Source organism: Suttonella ornithocola, from assembly GCF_001889065.1.
GTDB classification, from domain to species: Bacteria; Pseudomonadota; Gammaproteobacteria; order Cardiobacteriales; family Cardiobacteriaceae; genus Suttonella_A; species Suttonella_A ornithocola.
Window position 1 is genome coordinate 1 of sequence record NZ_LWHB01000118.1, and the last position, 17,006, is coordinate 17,006.

16 protein-coding genes are annotated in these 17,006 nt (G+C 38.2%); 9 read left to right on the forward strand and 7 right to left on the reverse strand.

Going from position 1 to position 17,006, the window contains the following annotated elements:
• Positions 1-595 precede the first annotated feature (595 nt).
• The 4 genes from gorA to hemB all read right to left on the reverse strand — a co-directional run bounded on the left by gorA (position 596) and on the right by hemB (position 5,066).
• Positions 596-1,960, reverse strand: a complete 1,365-nt coding sequence (gorA, locus tag A5N85_RS08995) for a glutathione-disulfide reductase (RefSeq protein ID WP_249023947.1) — start codon at positions 1,958-1,960, stop codon at positions 596-598.
• A gap of 16 nt (positions 1,961-1,976) precedes the next feature.
• Positions 1,977-3,029, reverse strand: a complete 1,053-nt coding sequence (apbC, locus tag A5N85_RS09000) for an iron-sulfur cluster carrier protein ApbC (protein ID WP_072576927.1) — start codon at positions 3,027-3,029, stop codon at positions 1,977-1,979.
• A gap of 238 nt (positions 3,030-3,267) precedes the next feature.
• Positions 3,268-4,059 (reverse strand): shikimate dehydrogenase, encoded by a 792-nt coding sequence (gene aroE / locus A5N85_RS09005; RefSeq protein WP_072576928.1) that lies wholly within the window; start codon positions 4,057-4,059, stop codon positions 3,268-3,270.
• Complete coding sequence (gene hemB / locus A5N85_RS09010; RefSeq protein ID WP_072576929.1) at positions 4,056-5,066, reverse strand: porphobilinogen synthase; 1,011 nt, start codon at positions 5,064-5,066, stop codon at positions 4,056-4,058. The genes aroE and hemB overlap by 4 nt, the downstream gene beginning before the upstream one ends.
• A 165-nt stretch (positions 5,067-5,231) precedes the next feature.
• On the opposite strand from hemB, the gene A5N85_RS09015 reads away from it, so the two are divergent.
• The 9 genes from A5N85_RS09015 (at position 5,232) to der (ending at position 13,850) form a co-directional block, all read left to right on the forward strand.
• Positions 5,232-5,852, forward strand: a complete 621-nt coding sequence (locus A5N85_RS09015) for a thiol:disulfide interchange protein DsbA/DsbL (protein WP_072576930.1) — start codon at positions 5,232-5,234, stop codon at positions 5,850-5,852.
• A gap of 175 nt (positions 5,853-6,027) precedes the next feature.
• A complete protein-coding gene (gene ndk / locus A5N85_RS09020) occupies positions 6,028-6,453 on the forward strand; it encodes a nucleoside-diphosphate kinase (protein ID WP_072576931.1) in 426 nt (141 codons plus the stop codon).
• 15 nt (positions 6,454-6,468) lie between these two features.
• Positions 6,469-7,569, forward strand: a complete 1,101-nt coding sequence (gene rlmN / locus A5N85_RS09025) for a dual-specificity RNA methyltransferase RlmN (RefSeq protein ID WP_072576932.1) — start codon at positions 6,469-6,471, stop codon at positions 7,567-7,569.
• On the forward strand, positions 7,566-8,324 hold the full coding sequence (locus tag A5N85_RS09030) for a tetratricopeptide repeat protein (RefSeq protein WP_072576933.1): 759 nt from the start codon (positions 7,566-7,568) through the stop codon (positions 8,322-8,324). Before rlmN ends, A5N85_RS09030 begins: the two co-directional genes overlap by 4 nt.
• Positions 8,325-8,327: 3 nt before the next feature.
• The gene (locus A5N85_RS09035; RefSeq protein ID WP_072576934.1) at positions 8,328-9,302 is read left to right on the forward strand and encodes a RodZ domain-containing protein; all 975 of its coding nucleotides are present in this window, start codon (positions 8,328-8,330) and stop codon (positions 9,300-9,302) included.
• Positions 9,302-10,591: a histidine--tRNA ligase gene (hisS, locus tag A5N85_RS09040; protein ID WP_072576935.1), complete on the forward strand. Its 1,290-nt coding sequence runs from the start codon at positions 9,302-9,304 to the stop codon at positions 10,589-10,591. The genes A5N85_RS09035 and hisS overlap by 1 nt, the downstream gene beginning before the upstream one ends.
• Complete coding sequence (locus A5N85_RS09045) at positions 10,588-11,274, forward strand: YfgM family protein (RefSeq protein WP_072576936.1); 687 nt, start codon at positions 10,588-10,590, stop codon at positions 11,272-11,274. Before hisS ends, A5N85_RS09045 begins: the two co-directional genes overlap by 4 nt.
• A gap of 3 nt (positions 11,275-11,277) precedes the next feature.
• Complete coding sequence (gene bamB, locus A5N85_RS09050) at positions 11,278-12,447, forward strand: outer membrane protein assembly factor BamB (protein WP_072576937.1); 1,170 nt, start codon at positions 11,278-11,280, stop codon at positions 12,445-12,447.
• Between the two features lie 17 nt (positions 12,448-12,464).
• Entirely contained in the window at positions 12,465-13,850 is a 1,386-nt protein-coding gene (gene der / locus A5N85_RS09055; protein ID WP_072576938.1) for a ribosome biogenesis GTPase Der, read from the forward strand.
• A 484-nt stretch (positions 13,851-14,334) separates the two neighbouring features.
• Here der and A5N85_RS09060 read toward each other — a convergent pair whose 3' ends face one another.
• The 3 genes from A5N85_RS09060 to A5N85_RS09070 form a co-directional block, all read right to left on the reverse strand.
• Positions 14,335-15,663: an aminopeptidase P N-terminal domain-containing protein gene (locus tag A5N85_RS09060; protein ID WP_072576939.1), complete on the reverse strand. Its 1,329-nt coding sequence runs from the start codon at positions 15,661-15,663 to the stop codon at positions 14,335-14,337.
• Positions 15,664-15,775: 112 nt separating this feature from the next.
• Positions 15,776-16,231, reverse strand: coding sequence for a MaoC family dehydratase (locus A5N85_RS09065; RefSeq protein WP_072576940.1), 456 nt, complete (start codon positions 16,229-16,231; stop codon positions 15,776-15,778).
• A gap of 493 nt (positions 16,232-16,724) precedes the next feature.
• Positions 16,725-16,943: a transposase gene (locus A5N85_RS09070; RefSeq protein ID WP_143143239.1), complete on the reverse strand. Its 219-nt coding sequence runs from the start codon at positions 16,941-16,943 to the stop codon at positions 16,725-16,727.
• Positions 16,944-17,006: the final 63 nt, after the last annotated feature.

Here is a 17,006-nt window from a genome sequence, read left to right on the forward strand (position 1 = left end):
GCCAAGGCAATGGTAAATATTAAAGCAAAGCAAAAAAATGGCTAAGAGTTTTTGCGTAATGGGAGATTTCATAGGTATTCCTCTTATAGTCAAATCAACTAAAAAACAGGACGTTTTATAAACATGACCTTAGTGCTTCTGGCGGTAAATGGTGTTCTGTTTTTTAGCTGATTGCACTATATTCAATACTTCCAGTATCCTTGATAATTTGCTTTATCCTCTTATTATAAGAAGGGTTGGTTTTTAATAGATTTCACAATATAAGCCTTATCTAGCAATTCTATCGGTAAATGATGCTCTGTTTTTTTAGATGATTTGATTATAGCCCTGACTTAAATCCTATTGTAAAGAGCTGGGCTTGGATTAAGTAAATACGCAAAGAGTGGCGGATGGATTATATTGATACTTTGTTCTTTTATCTGCTTTGGATTGTTTTTTAGTTGATTTAACTATAATGGCTAAAAATCTTGATCATCCATAATCAATGGATGATCTAATTATTAGCTTCATAAATGAGGATGGTATGAAGATTATGTGAAGAAAAATTGTAACGGAATACTAGCGCTTTTAAAAGCGCTAGTATTTAAAAGGTTAATTAACGCAAGGTGACTAATTCTTCTGCGCTGGTTGGGTGAATAGCGACGGTGTCGTCAAAATCCGCTTTAGTTGCCCCTATTTTTACCGCGACGGCAAAGCCTTGTAGCATTTCGTCAATACCATCACCAATCATCTGAATGCCGATGATTTTTTCATTTTCTCCAATAGTGATGAGTTTCATCAAGGTTTTCGGTTGGTGAGCGGCGAAAGTGCGTGCCATTGGGGTGAATTTTGTGCGGTAGGTTTTGACTGCATCGCCATGTTTTTCTTTTGCTTCTCGTTCAGTCAATCCAACAGAACCGATAGGCGGATGGGTAAACATGACAGTAGGAATATTATTGTAATCTAAATGCGCATTGGGTTGTCCGTTGAATAGGCGAGCAGCAAGTCGTCTGCCAGCAGCGATGGCAACGGGGGTGAGTTCGATTGCGCCTGTAATGTCGCCAATGGCATAGATGCCGTTGATATTGGTGTTTTGGTAAGCATCAACAGGAATGATTCCATTTTTTTCGGTTTTTACACCAGCAGCGCTAAGGTTGAGGTTGTCCGTATTTGGAATGCGCCCTGTCGCCCAGAGGAGGGTGTCAGCGTGTAAGGTTTCGCCATTATCGAGTTCGGCAATGATACTGCCGGCGGTTTTACTAACGCGTTTGACGTTTGCTTGACGATGAATGTGAATGCCTTGTTCGATCATGGCGTCGGCGAGGGTTTCGCTGATGTCTTCGTCTAGGGTGCGGATAAGGTGTTCGGCGCGGATGATGATGTGAACTTCGCTGCCTAATGCGCGCATTACGCCTGCAATTTCACAGGCAATGTAGCCGCCGCCAACGACTATCATGCGTTTAGGCTGGCTCGCGAGGGCAAAGAAATCATCTGAAGTAATGCCATATTCTGCGCCTTCAATGTCTAAAACGTGTGGACGACCACCTGTGGCAATGACGATGTGTTTGGCTTCATAGGTTTGTCCGTTAACACTGATGCTATGGTTATCAATAAATTTGGCTTCGCCACGAATGAGCGTGATGCCTGCTTTTTCGATATTGGTTTCGTAAATGCCGTTTAGGCGAGCAATATAGGCATCGCGTTTTTCTTTAAAGGTTTGCCAGTTAAAAGGATAGGGTGCTTGAATGTTTTCAAAACCAAAAATTGGTGCGTTTTCTAACGCTTCAGAGGTATTGGCGGCATACCAAAAGAGTTTTTTCGGCACGCAACCGACGTTTACGCAGGTACCGCCCATGCGGTCTTTTTCGATAATGGCAACTTTTGCACCGTATTCAGCTGCGCGACGCGCAGTGGCAACACCACCAGAGCCACCGCCAATGCAAATTAAATCAAAGGATTGGTTCATTGTTTTTTCTCTCATTTTAAGTGCGAAGGTTTTATTCTACGATAATTTTTGGAAAGGATTGGGTATAGCTTTTCTGTTGGGTAGCTAATTGCCAACCAAGTTTCAAAGCAATAGTAAGATAGTTTTTGGCTAGCGGACTTTTGGGCTCACTAAAAACAATAGGGATACCTTTGTCTCCACTTTCCCGAATATGAATGTCTAATGGAATTTGTCCCAATAGAGGAATTTGATAGCGTTCAGAGAGCGTAGTGCCTCCGTGGCTACCAAAAATAGGTTCTTCATGGCCACAGTTTGGACAATGATAAAAACTCATGTTTTCAATAATGCCTAAGTTAGGAATACGGACTTTGTCAAACATGGTTTTAGCGCGTTTGACGTCTAATAAGGCAATCTCTTGAGGTGTTGTGACAATAACTGCGCCTGTCACAGGAATGCGTTGTGCTAAGGTTAATTGAGTGCCGCCTGTACCGGGCGGAAGGTCAATAATAAGATAGTCAAGCGCGTGCCAATTACATTCGCTGATAAGCTGAATTAGAGTTTGCGTTACCATTGGGCCACGCCAAATCATTGCGGTATCTTCTTCAACAATATCACCAATAGAAAGGGTTTGCATTCCATGGCGAATGATGGGTTCCATGGTTTTACCATCTTTGCTTTCAGGGCGCTGAACGCCGCCAAGCATAGTTGGTTGGCTTGGACCATAGATATCTGCATCTAAAATCCCAACATTTGCGCCTTGTTGAGCAAGCGCTGCCGCAAGATTAACACTTACTGTTGATTTCCCAACGCCACCTTTGCCTGATGCAATGGCAATGATGTTTTGGATTTCAGGAAAGGGTTGTAGTCCAGCTTGCACGCGATGTTTGGTGATGTTGCTTTCAATCAGAATGTTTGAAAAGAAGTGTCCTTGTGTGGTGAGGTAAGCAGAGAGCTCACTGCTTAATCGAGTTTTTTCTAGTGCTAATGGATAACCAACAATTATGGTTAGAGTGTTTTCAGTTTGGGTGATTTTGGCATCACGATAAATCGCAAGTTGAGTTATCGGGTCAATATAGTCGTGAATGAGCGTTTCGATAGGCGTCATAAAAGTTCCTTTTTACAGAGCAGAGTAGGGCATTATTTAAAAAACTAGAGGAAATGTTATAGGAATAGTGTCAATGGCGTAGCGTGATAGCAAGTTCTTATGGTAAAAGAACAAAGATGTAATTAAATATATGATACCAACTTGAGCGTTTCTGGTGGCTTAATAAAATGTTTTTCTAAATAAGTCAAAAACTTATCAAGTATTAAAATAAAAAATTTGGCCATACACTTTGATAGATTTATAAGGATGCTAATTCATCGGCAAACCAAATTTCAAAACTTAATCGCGCTTGGCTTTCAAGCATACTGTAGCCATCAAATATTTTTACAGCGCCGTTTTCTGTTGCCCAATGCATGAAAGGGGTGGTTTTACCGTAAACCATATCGTAGCAGACGGTTTCTACTTGGACAGCGGTAGAATCAAGCACAAAGGTAGTATCAGAAAGTCCTGTGCTGGTAGCATTGATGATAATATCGTAAGTGGTACTAAGCGGTGCATCTAAAGCGTAAGCGTGCATAGGAATATCGCTGAGTTCGGTGTGTGCATGAACCAGCGTTTCTGCTTTATTGAGCGTACGATTGATAATATCCAGTCGGGCAATTTCTGCGTCCAACAGAGGTAATATTACTCCACGCGCTGCACCACCCGCACCAATGAGTAAAATGCGTTTTTGTCGAAGTGAAATATGATGAATATGAGTGAGCGCACGAACAAGACCGCGTCCGTCAGTATTGTCGCCGCATAAGGCGCCATTATCCATCCATAAGGTATTCACAGCGCCAGCGAGTCGGGCATAAGGTGTGAGGTCATCGCAAAGGCGGTAAGCGTGTTCTTTAAATGGAACGGTAATGTTCAGTCCACAACCACCATTGTCAAAAAAGTTCTGTACGGTATCGGTAAAGCTTTCTTCAGTGGAAAGAATTTTATCATATTGTAATTTAATACCCGCTTCTTCAGCGAAGCGGGTATGAATCTCTGGTGAACGGCTATGTGCAATGGGATTGCCAATCACCGCACAACGATAGCTCATGAGAGTGTCCTCAATAGTTGGGCTGCGGCTTTAGCGTGATAGGTAAAAATCATATCCGCTCCCGCTCGTTTAAAGGCAAGTAAACTTTCTAGAATAATTTTGTCACGATCAAGCCAACCGTTAGCAAAAGCAGCTTCTAACATGGCATATTCACCACTGACTTGATAAACGGCAGTTGGAAAGCCAAATTGTGTTTTTGCGCGTTGTAAAACGTCTAAGTAAGACATACCGGGTTTTACCATGATGAAATCTGCACCCTCAGCAATGTCAAGCGCAATTTCATGAAGTGCTTCGTCACTGTTGGCGGGGTCCATTTGATAGGTGTATTTATCGGCTTTTCCAAGGTTACCAGCTGAACCGATGGCATCACGGAAAGGACCATAATATGCACTAGCATATTTAGCAGAATACGCCATAATACCAGTGTTAACATATCCTTCTTTTTCTAATGCTTTACGAATTGCGCCAATACGACCATCCATCATATCTGATGGCGCAACGTAATCAGCACCGCATTGCGCATAAAGCAGAGATTGTTTGATTAAAATTTCAATGGTTGGATCGTTAAGAATATAGCCATTATCATCAATAATGCCGTCTTGACCATGGCTAGTGTAAGGATCAAGCGCAATATCCATAAAAATGCCGAGTTCGGGGAAGTTTTGTTTTAATGTACGAATAGCGCGTGGTGCAAGTCCATTTTCATCATAAGCGTATGTAGCATTGAGACTTTTATGAGTTTGTTCGATATGTGGAAAGGGTGCAATCGCCGGAATGCCTAGTGCGAGTAGGTTTTCCGCTTCTTTAAGCAGCTCATCAATGGATAGTCGATAGATATCAGGCATTGAAGCAATAGGTTCGCGGATAGCTTTACCTTCGGTAATAAATATAGGTAAGACTAAGTCATCTGCACTGAGCGTATGCTCTCTAACTAAGCGGCGGGAAAAAGATTGAAAACGATTGCGACGTTTACGTGTGTGGGGATAAGAGCCGGCTAATATTTGCATTTTAAACACCTAAACTTTCTTAATTATTTAAAAGATAAAATTATAGCATTGCTCAATAGTGTGCGTTTTAGCATGGCGCTTTGTTAAGATTAAATGCACGGTAAGGCATTTTTTTTGTGACTCACCTATAATTACGTCTCTTCAATAAAATTTTAAGGAATATTTATGTTTAAAAAGTTTTCATGGTTAGGATTAGTCGCTGCGACTGTTTTACCTTTTACGGTACACGCACAAATGAAATATCACGAAGGTAGTGATTATCAAGTTTTAGAAACACCTATTGAAACCACAGAATCTCCTAAAGTAATTGAGTTTTTTTGGTTTGGCTGTCCACACTGTAACGCCATTAGGCCAGCAGTAACAGAATGGTTGAATAGTGGTAAAGCAGATAATGTAGCGTTTGAATTTATCCCAGCAGATATTGATACGTCTTACTGGCATTTACCAGCACATGCTTATTACACAATGAAAACTCTAAACAAAGATTTATTTGATGCTTATTTTGATGAAGTTTTTGAGCATAAAAATAGGGGGGTGTTAGCAGATGAAAGTAAAATTAAAGAATTTTTTGTAAAAAATGGTGTTGAACCAGATGCTTTCGATAAAGCATGGAATAGCTTTGAAGTAAAACAGCAGTTGCAAAGAGCCAATGAGTTATTTTCTAAGAGTGGATCTGATGGTGTTCCGGTCTTTGTTGTGAATGGAAAATATATCGTTCAACCTCGCGGAGATAGCAAAGTAGCTTACGATCGTGCATTTGATATCATCAATACCTTAGCAAAGTAAGTTAGATGATTTTTTAATAAAGCCGCTCTTTGAGCGGTTTTTTATTCAGGGAATTTTCTCGGTTTTGAGCATCATTGTGCTACCATATTAAGCTATTCTAAAATAGTTTAAACTTTTGTGTAGTAATAATCAGGCGTTATTTCTTGCTTGATTTAATTTTTTAAGGAGACTGTAAATGGCTGTAGAGCAAACTCTATCTATCATCAAACCTGATGCGGTTGGAAAAAATGTCATCGGACAAATTTATACGCGTTTTGAAGACAATGGTTTAAAAATCGTTGCTGCAAAAATGAAGCAATTAAGCCGTGAAGATGCTGAAGGCTTTTATGCTGTACATAAAGAGCGTCCTTTTTTTAATGATTTAGTCGAATTCATGATTTCTGGACCTGTGATGATTCAGGTTTTAGAAGGAGAAGGTGCAATTGCTAAAAACCGCGAAATTATGGGGGCAACCAATCCTAAGGAAGCGACTGCTGGTACTATTCGTGCAGACTTTGCAGAAAGTATTGATGCAAATGCGGTTCATGGTTCAGATGCCACTGAAACGGCTAAGCAAGAAATTGCTTACTTCTTCTCATTAGAAGATATTTGCTCTAGATAAGCTTTTAAGCAATTTATGAATAATAAAATCAATCTATTTGATTTTACTCGTCCAGCTTTAGAACAATGGTTCGTCGAGTTGGGCGAGAAGCCATTTCGTGCTCGTCAGCTCATGAAATGGCTTTATCACGAGAGAATTACTGATTTTGACTTAATGACAGATATGAGTAAGTCATTAAGAGAGAAGTTAAAGCAGCATGCTTATTGCGCATTCCCAACGGTTATTGCAGATAAAATAGCGAGCGATGGAACTCGAAAATGGGTTTTTCGTTATGAATGTGGTAACAGTATTGAAACAGTCTATATCCCCGAAGATGATAGAGGTACACTTTGTATTTCTTCCCAAGCAGGTTGTGCGCTAGCTTGCCCTTTTTGTTCGACTGCTCATGAAGGGTTTAATCGTAACCTTTCAACAGGTGAAATTGTTGTACAAGTTTGGCTAGCTAAACAACTATTAGGATGTAATCGAGATGATAAAGGGCGAGTTATTAGCAATATTGTTCTAATGGGAATGGGGGAACCCTTAGTTAACTTTAACAATGTGTTACCTGCAACAGAAATTTTTATGGATGACTTTGGCTTTGGTTTATCAAAAAGACGTGTAACGCTTAGCACATCGGGTATTGTGCCAGCTATTCACAAACTCAGAGAAGTTACAGACTTAAGCTTAGCTGTATCTTTGCATGCGCCAACTGATGAATTAAGAAACAAAATTGTGCCGATAAATCAGCGCTATGGTCTAGCAGCATTATTAGAGGCTTGTAAAGCTTATGTAGAACACAATCGTCAGCATGGTGGTGTAACATGGGAATATGTCATGCTAAAAGACGTTAATGATAAGCCTGAGCATGCAGAAGCTTTAGCAAAATTGCTAAAAGATGTTCCGGGAAAAATAAATCTTATTCCTTTTAATGCTTTCCCAGGAAGTCGGTTTGAATGCTCTTCAAGAAATCGAATTATGAGTTTTCAACGCTATTTAACACAGAAAGGATATGTGGCTACTATCCGCAAAACTAGAGGAGAGGATATTGATGCCGCTTGTGGTCAGTTAGTTGGTCAAGTTAATGATCGAAGCCGTAGGGAAAAACGCTTGAAAAGACTAGGGGAAACATTATGAAACTAAAGCTTGGGCTTATAAGTATTTTAAGTGCTACATTATTTTTAAATGCTTGTACAACCACTACCACTGGTAAAATCCCAACAGAAGTTAAACCAGACTATAACAGAGCTTACCAAGATTATTTACGTCTAGGTGCTGAATACGTTCAGAGGGGGCGCTATGATTTAGCTGAACCAAAATTAAAACGCGCAATAGAAATTGATTCTCGACCGCCTGAGGCATGGAATATTTTAGCCGTCTTATATGAAGAAAAGCGCGATATCAATTCAGGTAATCAAATTTACCAAAAACTTATTAACAGTCATCCTGATTATGCTTTAGGATTTATGAATTACGCCACATTTCTATGTAAATTTGACCGTAATCCAGAGCGTCAGGCACTATATGGAAAAATGCGCGGAAAAGGTAATGAATTTAAAGTATTATCTTATATTGCTGAAGGGAATTGTGCACGCGAGCATCAACAATATAGTGTTGCTGAAAATGCTTATAGACAAGCGCTTGCTTATGATAATCATGCTCCTGGTGCATTATTGCCTCTAGCTGATATGGCGGTACAAAGTGGCAATTACCAAGCAGCGATGAATTATTTAAAAGTGATTCATACTTATGTTGGTTATAGTGCTGATAGTGTCCGTCTGGCTATTTTGGCAGCTCGAGGACTTGGAGATGTTAATCAAGAAAATGAAATGATGCGCGTAATGAGAAGTAATTATCAAGGAACATCACAAGCAAAAACATTAGGAATTTAATTCATGACTGAACTATCGTCTGCTGCTATAGAAGATATTGGAGCAGTTTTAAAAGCTGCGCGCGAAGAAAAGGGCATTAGTCTTTCATCTGCCGCTATGCAAACCCATCTAAGCACTAGTATTATTGATAAACTTGAGCAAAATCATTTTAGAGAAGTGGGTGCGCCAGTCTTTACTAGAGGGTACTTAACACAATATGCAAGATTTTTAGGATTAGATGCAACAGCTATCACAGACGCTTTTAATCATTTAGGTCATGAAAATACCGAAATTCGTCTAAGTAGTGCAAATATTGCTAGCCAAAGTCGTTCATATAAAAGAAAAAATTTTGGTGCTTGGCTAATTGTTATTCCTTTGATTTTATTAGCAGGAGTGATTGTTTTACAAGTTGTTAATCCGAACTCTTGGTTAATGACGCAATTCAAGCACGCATTTTTGGAAAAATCTGATAATACTATAGTTGGAAATAATGATTCCAATAATAGTATTTCTAATGAGCATGAAATTATCTTACAAGTAGGAGATGATTCTACTCAACTATCTACAATAGAGGAAAAGCCAACTAGCCTTACTGAAGCAACCCTTCCAACTTTAACTTCTTTGGAAAGCTTACCTGATGAAAAGACTGAAAATTCTTCTGTAGAAGAAAACGCATCAAATGAGACTAATGAGAGTACGCCTGAATTAACAACAGAAGTTCCTGTAGTCTTAGAATCGAATCCAGTAACATCTTCAGGTATTAAACTGGATATTTTGAATGAAAACTGGATAGAGATTCGTAATAAAGAAAATAAAATTGTTGCTTCAAAAGTTTTCAAAAAAGGGGAAACATTGGAACTTTCAGCTCAAGGTTCTCCTTATGGTTTTAATATAGGTCGTCCAAATGATGTTGAGTTATCCATCAATGGAAATAAAGAAAATTTAACAAAATTTTCTGTTAAGGGCAGCAATCGCCGATTTAAAGTAGAGGTAGAGTAATGAGTCAATTAGCTATTCAGTCTTTGCGAGGGATGCCCGATTGGTTACCTCCTATCGCAGATGAACGTCAGATATTATGTAGTCGTATTAGAGCCGTATTAGCACAGTTTGGCTATCAGGCAGCAGAACTTCCTTTATTAGAAAAAACCCAATTATTTAAGCGTACTATCGGCGATGAAACAGATGTTGTTTCTAAAGAAATGTATAGTTTTGATGATCGTAATAGAGAAAGCGTTACTCTACGTCCTGAAGGAACAGCAGGTGTAGTTAGAGCGATGATTCAAAATGGATTACTTCAACAAAATATGCGTTTATTTATTGAAGGTCCAATGTTTCGCTACGAAAAACCTCAAGAAGGGCGTTATCGACAATTTAGTCAAATTAGCGTTGAAAGTTTTGGAATTGCTACTCCAGCAATGGATGTAGAGCTTATTTTATTAGCACATGAAGTATTTACACAGTTAGGAATACGCAATGCTGTTACGCTAGAAATAAATACCATAGGCCTTTCTTCCGAAAGAATTGCTTTTCAAAAAGCATTAGTTACTCATTTAGAGCAGCATATTAATGAACTAGATGAAGATAGCAAAAGGAGACTATCAATCAATCCATTAAGAATATTAGACAGCAAAGATGAAAATACACGCCGCTGCTTAGATACGGCACCTGTCTTAAAAGCCTATTTAGGCGAACAAAGTCAGCAGCATTTTTCTGAAGTTTGTGCTTTATTAGATGCTTTAGAGATTAAATATATAATCAATCCCCGTTTGGTAAGAGGACTTGATTATTATTGTCATACCGTGATTGAGTGGACTACTCAGGAGCTAGGTGCACAAGGAACAATTTGTGCAGGTGGTCGGTATGATGGTTTGGTTGAGCAGCTAGGTGGTAAATCAACGCCTGCAGCTGGTTTTGCTTTTGGAATTGAAAGAATTTTATTACTTGCGCAAAAATTTGGTGCATTCAAACCGATTAAAACAGATTTATATTTATTAGCGGTTACGCCCAAAGAGCAAGCAGTTGCAATGCAATGGGCAATGGCGCTTCGTCGCAATAATCCAAATTTACGGATTGTGCATCATAATGAATATCAGTCTTTGAAAAAACAATTTAGAAAAGCGGATTTATCAGGTGCGCAATGGGTTTTAGTCTTTGGAAGTGATGAAGTCGCTCATCAAGAAGTTACTGTTAAAAATCTTAAAAATGGTGAACAGGAAAGGTTGACTTTAGCGCAGCTATTAGCGAAGTTTGCTAAAAAAGAAGCAGCTGAAAAAGAGAGTAAAGAATGAAAAAAAATCCATTAAAAGCATTACTAGAACGCGCAGATAATAGTTTAGTTGTTGAGCGTAGCGACGAAGAAACGGGAGAACTGGTAAAATCATGGTTACGAAGACATGGTCCAGTTATTTTGGCGGGCGTTGTAATTGCATTAATTGTTTTATTTGCAATGAGTTGGTGGAAAAATCGTCAACATACGATAGATACTGCGTTAGCTTATCAATTAGAAACTTTACAAAAAGCGATTGCAGATAATGACGTTGATTTAGCTAATAATTTATACCAAAAGTCTCTAATCAATAATGATCAAGCTTATGGGAAGCTTGCGGCTTTAATGATGGCAAAAGTCTATGTTAATGCTGAGAAGAATACGCAAGCTAGAACGGCTTTAGAAAAAGCAACAAAAGCAAAAGATGCCTTAGTAGCACAAACTGCGCAATGGGAATTAGCTAATTTAGAAATGATAGAGAAAAATTATGGTGCTGCTTTAGGGCTTTTATCACAACTATCAGAGACTGCTTACAAAGGGCAAGCTAAAGCTTTAGAAGGTGATATATACTTATTACAAGAAAATTTTAAAGCAGCTCTTAATGCTTATCAACAAAGCTTATTGGTTGTTCCCTCTCCTTTAGTGCGAATGAAAGCTGAAGTATTAGAAGCCGATCAAGCGATGAATGCTCCTAGTGAAGGATAAAAAATGATAAATAGCGCTTTCAAGAAAAATATTGTTCTAACCAGTTTATCTGCGGCTTTATTTTTAACTGGATGTTCTAGTTGGTTCTACGGAAAATCTAATCAAATAGAACCTTCTGAACGACCTATAGTTACTGATAGTCGAGTTCAAACAGCTATTTTATGGAAGAAAAATCTTGGAAAAGGGGGAGAAAACCAAGTCTTGTATTTTTCTCCAGCAAATATCAGAGATACAATTTATTCTGTAAGCGCAAATGGTAATTTTTATAGTATCAATGCGCAGACAGGTATAGAAAATTATCGATTAAATCTTGGGAATGCTATTAGTACAGGTGTCACTGCGGGGGGGGATTTTCTTTTTCTTGGCACACAAAATGGCGATTTAATGGCACTTAATCAAGATGGTCAAGTGATATGGAGAAAATATCTGGGCGGATTACTTATTGGTAAACCGTCTTTTGCTGATGGTTTATTAGTCGCTTATACTTCAGATGGAGAGGTGAGTGCTTTTAATCCAGCAGATGGAACACGCTTGTGGAGATATCACAGTAATACGCCACCTTTAAGTTTACGAGGCAATGCTTCTCCAGTTATTGGAGGAGGTGTTGTTATTTTATTAACAGATGATGGCTTTTTCACTGTTCTAGAGGTATCAAGTGGATTGCCAATGGCAAACCAACGCATAGCCAATATTAGTAGTAAACTGGGTTTTGGAAGAATTATTGATCAAGATGCTACACCGAAAGTTAATAATGGTATTTTATTTGGTTCTGCTTATCAGAACCAAGTTTATGCTATTGATTTACAAAATGGTGTTCCAAAATGGCAAAATGAATCCGTTGCAACAGGTCAAGATTTTGCTATTAGTCCAACAGATATTTATCTTACAACGGCAGACGATAGTATCGTTGCACTTAATCAAGAAAATGGTCAAATCTTATGGGAGAATAAGCAGTTAAGAGGTAGACAACTCTCTCCACCTGTAGCTATTCCAGGGAGAATAGGAGTAGTTGACTATAAAGGATGGCTTTATTGGCTAGATTCAAGAGATGGTAAACTCATTGGTGAGCAGCATATTGGTAAAGTAAGAGCAAATACTACACCTTTAGTATTAGATAGTGAGATTATTTGGCAACTTGTTGATGGTCAATTGATTGCTATTCGTCCTCAGTAATATTGTTTAAGGAACTTATGAATATCTTACAATCACGCTTACCTATTGTTGCATTGGTTGGACGTCCTAATGTAGGAAAATCTACTTTATTTAATACATTAACGCGTAGCCGAAGTTCTATTGTTAGTGACTTACCCGGTTTAACACGAGATAGAAATTATGGGGAAGCATTACTAGGAGATGTTCGCTGTAGGCTGATTGATACAGGTGGTTTATTGCGAGAAGAAGAGTCGGAAATTGACTTTAGAGTAGATAATCAAGCAAGACAAGCGGTAGATGAAGCTGATATTATTATTTTTGTATTAGACGGGCGTGAAGGGCTAAATGTTATTGATGAAAAAATTGCTCAAGAGCTTCGTCGCACACAAAAACCAATATTAGCTGCCGTTAATAAAGCTGATTTTGCTGATCCTGAACTAATTTTAGCAGACTTTTATCAATTGGGTTTTTCAGATATGTTAGCTATTGCTGCAGAGCATCGGAGAGGCATTCGACAGCTAGGAGAGCGTATTGCAATAATGCTTTCTCAGTTGCCAAATATATTCTCTTTAACAGAAGAGAATGAAGAAAGCTTGCCAGAAGATGAAAGTATTCATTTAGCAGTATTGGGTCGACCAAATGCAGGAAAATCAACTTTATTAAATAGGCTACTTGGAGAAGAGCGATTAGTTGCCAGCCCTATTGCAGGGACAACTAGAGATGCTATTTCTATTCCCTATGTTGATTCTGATGGTACAAATTTTACCTTAATTGATACCGCAGGTATTCGTCGCAAAGCTCGTGTTAATGATAAAGTTGAAAAATTTTCTATTGTTAAAGCATTAGAAGCAATTGAGCGTGCAAATGTTGTTATTTTAATGTTAGATGCTCACGAAGGCGTATCAGAGCAAGATGCTCATTTATTGGGAGAAATTACTCGACGCGGACGTGGATTAATTATTGCTATCAATAAATGGGATCATTTAAGCAATGAAGACCGCGAAGCGGTTAAGCAACAATTTGAGAGAAAACTCCATTTTGTTGATTATGCAGAAGTTTTCTATATTTCAGCGTTGCACGGTAGTAATATTCGTAACTTATTACCTGCGGTAAAACGAGTTTACCAAAGTGCTATAAGTGAAATCTCTACGAATAAATGGACAGAAGCATTAGAAATCGCTTATAAGAAACATCAGCCACCATTAGTTAGTGGTTATGCAATCAAGCTACAATATGCGCATCAAGGGGGAAAAAATCCTCCCCACGTGATTATTCATGGTACACGAACAAGTAATGTCTCTGCCTCTTATACACAATATTTAAGTAAATTTTTTCGCCGATATTTTAAATTAGAAGGTACGCCAATTAGAATTTCTTATCGAGATAAATATAATCCTTATGATAAAAATAAACAGAAATTATAAAAATATAGTGGAATAAATGCTTATATTTTCATGTTTCTATTGTTCTAATATATAGCTGGTAGTAGTTTGAAAAGTATGCTGAGTAATTTTTGTAAAAAAATATCACTCCAATATATTGAAATTTAATATTTGGTAGTGGTTTGAAAAGTATGCTGGAATATTATCAAATAATCCAATGGCAGTTAAATATTTAAATATCAATATATTAAAAGAAGTATTTTTTGTAAGAGTGTGTTTAGCATACTTTTCAAATCACTACCTAATATTTTATTATTGTTGAAATTATTGAGTCATAGCCCAGCATACTTTTCAAACCACTATCAAATTCTCAGCTTAATCTGACACTTTTGGATTAACAATTGTTACGAAATTTGTGCTTTTGAATACAGGTTTTAAGATAAATAAAAGCCTCTAAGCTTCCAATGAAGTTTAGAGGCTTTGATAAAAATTATGATATCGTTTACTAATATTTTTGAGCTTTTGGCTATTTTCTACCTGATAATAAAGATTCAATATCTCGGATATCTTTTGGAACATCAGCGGTTGTCACTTCAGGCTCTCCTTCTGTAATGATAACGTCATCTTCTATTCGAATGCCGATACCCCGCCATTGCTCAGAAATTTCTAAATCATTTGGCTGAAGATAAATACCAGGTTCAATAGTGACAACCATCCCTGGAATATATTTTCTAGATTCGCCTGAAGGTTGATAAACCCCAACATCATGCACATCTAATCCTAGCCAGTGTCCTGTTCCATGCGGATAAAATCGTTTAACTTCTCCACTTTCTACTATTTCAAGTGCATCTCCTGAAACAATGTCTAAGTCAATAAGTCCTTGCATGAGTAGAATGGATGTTTGTTTATGGAGTTCTAGGTGTCTAATTCCTGCACGACAAGATTTTATGGCTTCTTTTTGTGCATGTAGGACAACTTCATAAAGCGCTTGTTGCTCTCGATTAAATTTTCCATTAATGGGTGCTGTTCGAGTGATATCTCCTGCATATCCCGCATATTCTGCTCCAGCATCAACTAATATTAAATCACCGTCTTTTAAAGGGGCATTATTATCGCGATAGTGTAAACAGCAAGCATTTTTTCCACTAGCAACAATACTTGGAAATGACCAATGACAGCCTCTATGACGACGAAACTCTGCTTCTAATGCAGCTTGCACCGTATATTCATAAGCACCAGCTCGGGCAGCCAATATAGCTGCTGTATGACCTTTAGCGCTAATTCTTCCGGCTTCATGAAGAAGATTTTGCTCTTCAATACTTTTTACTAGGCGCATTTCATCTATTATTCTTCTGAGATCGAAAATACCTTCGATAGGAGCCCCCCCACGACCTGCTAATAAGTGCGCCTCTCTTAATAATTTATTTATACGGCTATCGTTTTGCGGATGTGTGCCTAAAATGGTGTAAAGTCGAGTAGAGTTCGCTGCAATTTCGGGTAAGGTTTGATGAACTCCTGTTAGTGGCAGCGCTGTATTGACAGCATAGTCATTTTCCGCATTTTCTTGCCCAATAATCTTACCAGACCAAATTTCGGCAATAGGATCTCTAGCAGCGCTATACAAGGTGTAGTGAGGATGACCATTTTTTTTATTGATGACCGCGATGGCATTAGGCTCTGGGAAACCAGTTAAGTACCAGAAATAGCTATTTTGTCGGAAAGGATAAGTAACATCACCATTACGCTCAGCTTCGGGAGCAGCGTATAAAATAACTGTACTTCCTTCGGGTAATTTTTCTAATAAACTCGCTCTTCTAGCAGAAAAAACTTCCTGACCAAGAATAGGATGAATCATACATTCCCCCTTAAAAGATAAAAGCGCCAATAGGCGCGTAAATAAAAAAGAAACAAATTTTATTTCTACGAAAATTATATCAAATTTAGAGATTTTATTTATAAGATAGCAATTAAATATTTGGACGTCTAGCAGCAACTATTCGACAGCGCATTTGTTGTACAGGTTCATGGTGTTGATTATAAGTTGTAATTTCTGCTTGAATTGTTCCTCTCTCTGGATTTTTAGTAGAAGGGCGTATTTCTATAATATGGACATCGATAGATAATTCATCTCCCGGTCGTACAGGTTGTGACCATTGTAGTTCTCCATTGGCACCAATCAAGCCTCCAATCATAGGTAATGTTTCTGTTAGTAATCTCATTGTTAATGAAGCTGTATGCCAACCGCTAGCGCAAAGACCTTTAAAGAAAGAATTTTGAGCAAGCGCTTTATCTATATGAAAAGGTTGTGGATCAAATTGTTTTGCGAACTGAATAATTTCTTCTTCTGTAATTTGAACCGTGCGAGAGTAATAGTGTTCATTTGGCGTAAGATCGTCTAAATATAGCGGTGATAAGCAAGACATGTTTTCTCCTTAATGATTTTGGTGCTAATTTTTTATCAGATTATTATGGTACTAATGGAAATTAAAATATTCAAACCATTACTTAAAATCAATTTGATTACTTCTAAGATAATCAATTCGGGTTTTCATTAACGCTTGATAATCAGAGATATGTCTTGTCATAACTTTGAAAGCTTTAAGACTGAACCGCCCCGGAATGATCGGAGACTCATCAATCTGAGAGAATAAGACTATGAGTAGTAAAAGATACTCCCCCATCGGAAATGAAAGAAAGAGCCGGTCGTCTACTGATCGAAGTTAAAGACGATTACCCATCAAGATGGGCGGCTATTGAGGCTATTACATCTAAAATCGGCTGTAGTAATGAGACATTGCGAGCTTGGGATAACAAACATGCAGCACTGGCAACCCCTGAAGGTGTGTAGGCACAAGATGCGCTTGAGCGGATAAAATCCTTGAGCGTGAAAACTGTGAACTGCAACGTATAGTGAAATCATCTAAAGCCCAACCCAATCCAAAGCAGATAAAAGAATAAAGTATCAATACAATCCATCCGCCATTCTTTGCGTATTTGCTTAATCCAAGCCCACATCTTTTCAATAGGATTTAAGTCTGGACTATAAGGGGGTAACCAAACTATCTCATGCCCATGCTCTTCAATGATTGCTTGAATATCACTGCGTTTATGAAAAGCGGACATTGTCCATGACAATTACACTGTTTTTAGGTGAACTTCGAGGTAACAGTGCTTCTCTCACCCAATGAGAGAAAATAT

What these genes read in the sequence shown, in the direction of transcription:
- rlmN (WP_072576932.1), top strand. Translation starts at nt 6,469, where the DNA reads ATGAATAATAAAATCAATCTATTTGATTTTACTCGTCCAGCTTTAGAA.
- gorA (WP_249023947.1), bottom strand. Translation starts at nt 1,960, where the DNA reads ATGAGAGAAAAAACAATGAACCAATCCTTTGATTTAATTTGCATTGGC.
- hisS (WP_072576935.1), top strand. Translation starts at nt 9,302, where the DNA reads ATGAGTCAATTAGCTATTCAGTCTTTGCGAGGGATGCCCGATTGGTTA.
- A5N85_RS09065 (WP_072576940.1), bottom strand. Translation starts at nt 16,231, where the DNA reads ATGTCTTGCTTATCACCGCTATATTTAGACGATCTTACGCCAAATGAA.
- A5N85_RS09045 (WP_072576936.1), top strand. Translation starts at nt 10,588, where the DNA reads ATGAAAAAAAATCCATTAAAAGCATTACTAGAACGCGCAGATAATAGT.
- A5N85_RS09030 (WP_072576933.1), top strand. Translation starts at nt 7,566, where the DNA reads ATGAAACTAAAGCTTGGGCTTATAAGTATTTTAAGTGCTACATTATTT.
- apbC (WP_072576927.1), bottom strand. Translation starts at nt 3,029, where the DNA reads ATGACGCCTATCGAAACGCTCATTCACGACTATATTGACCCGATAACT.
- aroE (WP_072576928.1), bottom strand. Translation starts at nt 4,059, where the DNA reads ATGAGCTATCGTTGTGCGGTGATTGGCAATCCCATTGCACATAGCCGT.
- bamB (WP_072576937.1), top strand. Translation starts at nt 11,278, where the DNA reads ATGATAAATAGCGCTTTCAAGAAAAATATTGTTCTAACCAGTTTATCT.
- A5N85_RS09035 (WP_072576934.1), top strand. Translation starts at nt 8,328, where the DNA reads ATGACTGAACTATCGTCTGCTGCTATAGAAGATATTGGAGCAGTTTTA.
- der (WP_072576938.1), top strand. Translation starts at nt 12,465, where the DNA reads ATGAATATCTTACAATCACGCTTACCTATTGTTGCATTGGTTGGACGT.
- ndk (WP_072576931.1), top strand. Translation starts at nt 6,028, where the DNA reads ATGGCTGTAGAGCAAACTCTATCTATCATCAAACCTGATGCGGTTGGA.
- A5N85_RS09060 (WP_072576939.1), bottom strand. Translation starts at nt 15,663, where the DNA reads ATGATTCATCCTATTCTTGGTCAGGAAGTTTTTTCTGCTAGAAGAGCG.
- hemB (WP_072576929.1), bottom strand. Translation starts at nt 5,066, where the DNA reads ATGCAAATATTAGCCGGCTCTTATCCCCACACACGTAAACGTCGCAAT.
- A5N85_RS09015 (WP_072576930.1), top strand. Translation starts at nt 5,232, where the DNA reads ATGTTTAAAAAGTTTTCATGGTTAGGATTAGTCGCTGCGACTGTTTTA.